This window comes from Acidovorax sp. BoFeN1, from assembly GCF_003345135.1.
GTDB classification, from domain to species: domain Bacteria; phylum Pseudomonadota; class Gammaproteobacteria; order Burkholderiales; family Burkholderiaceae_C; genus Acidovorax; species Acidovorax defluvii.
On the sequence record NZ_QOZT01000163.1, the window covers coordinates 1 to 1,588 of the forward strand.

Below are 1,588 nucleotides of genomic sequence, written 5' to 3' on the forward strand. Positions count from 1 at the left end.
CACCATGTCCGCCACGCCCGCCACCCCCAAAGCACCCGCCAAAAGCGTTCTGAACGAATCCAAGCAGATTGCACGCGCTGCGATGCTGATCGAGATGGGTGCCCGCATGCAGGTTCTGGAGTCGGAGACCACGCTGTCGTACGAACGCCTGATCCGGCTTTACAAGGAGATCGCTGGCAAGTCCCCATCCAAGGGCCAGCTGCCGTTCTCCACCGACTGGTTTCTGACCTGGCAAGAGAACATCCACAGCTCATTGTTTTTGAATATCTACGAATACCTGTCCAAGGGCGTGGACCTGGACTCGGTGGAGCTGCTGACCAAGGCCTACCGCCTCTACAACGAACAAGTGGCCACGGCCGAGATCGAGCCCCTGCTGTCGTTCACCCGCGCCTGGCGCCTGGTGAAGTTTGTGGATGCCGGCATGCTCACGCGCACCAAATGCGCCGAATGCAGCGGCCAGTTCGTGACCGAGCTGTATGAAAACCGCCACTTCACCTGCGGCCTGTGCAACCCACCCGCACGGGCCGGCAAGAGCAAGACCGCTGGCGCGCTGATGCTGCACTGAAATTTGAACCAAATTGGCCTCTAGCGCTTATGCAGAAAGCGCTAGCAGCTATCAATTGGTGAGCTAACTTTTACCTGTGCATGGCGCAGCACAGGTTATTTATACTGCCCGGCCGATTCACCGCCCCCTCAGCAACGTGCGCACATCGTCGTCCACTGGCACCACATAGTCATGCGCAGCCACCACGGCGTTGCCCACTGGGCTGACCAGCTTCAGGCTGATATACAGCTGGCGGGCTGACACGGCATAGGTTCCCACCACAACGGCCTGCGCGTCATGGGCCTGGCCCACTTCATGCCACTCGCGCGGCACCAGCAGTTCGCCGGGATGGCGCTGCTGCACGGCCAGCGGCTCTTGCCACTTCAGTGCGGTGACGCGCACCCCGCGCTGCACCAGGCGACCGGCAATCTGCTCGGCCACGATAAGCCCCAGCTGCGACGGCTCAGAACGCTGATCCACATTCACCAGCGTGGTGACCAGCACGGGCCGTTGCGGCTCCAGGGCCACGGTCTTCAACAAGTTGTCGGTTGCGCGATGGCTGGCCTCCAACAGGTTGTCGCGCAGCATGTTGTCCACCGTGGAGCCCAGCGTGGGGCCGTATTTTTCGCCGTAGTAGTAGCCCGCGCAGCCGGGCAAGGCGGCAGCGCCCAGCACGCAGGCGGCCACCAGCATCCAGCGCTTCGTGGTGTGCTCATGGTGGCCATGGGCTATGCCTGAAACTGCATGGGCTGCGGCGGTGGCCTCGGTCACTGGCGCAGCGCTGCGCCGCCGCCCCCAAGGGCGCCCCATGACCGTGCCATCCAGGAAGTTCACGCGGGTGCGCATGGGGCGTCTTGTGTCAGCTTGCATCGCGCAATGCTAGCGGCAAGGCCTCACGACAAACCGGCAAACAACACGGGTTTTGGAGTGCACTTTGACACCACCCGCCTACAGGCGATGGCCGCCTACATGACAGGGGTGGCAGCTGCCGCACAATCCGCGCATGACCGAGCCCACAGAGCCCATCCAGCCCCCATCTCCGAC

The 1,588-nt window shown here is 62.8% G+C and carries 2 protein-coding genes; one reads left to right on the plus strand and one right to left on the minus strand.

All coding sequences use genetic code 11. The features are described 5' to 3' along the window. Positions 1 to 4 precede the first annotated feature (4 nt). Positions 5 to 565 (plus strand): flagellar transcriptional regulator FlhC, encoded by a 561-nt coding sequence (gene flhC, locus DTW89_RS19030; RefSeq protein ID WP_086926869.1) that lies wholly within the window; start codon positions 5 to 7, stop codon positions 563 to 565. Between the two features lie 117 nt (positions 566 to 682). Here flhC and DTW89_RS19035 read toward each other — a convergent pair whose 3' ends face one another. Beyond that, positions 683 to 1,390, minus strand: a complete 708-nt coding sequence (locus DTW89_RS19035; RefSeq protein ID WP_236637216.1) for a FlgO family outer membrane protein — start codon at positions 1,388 to 1,390, stop codon at positions 683 to 685. Positions 1,391 to 1,588: the final 198 nt, after the last annotated feature.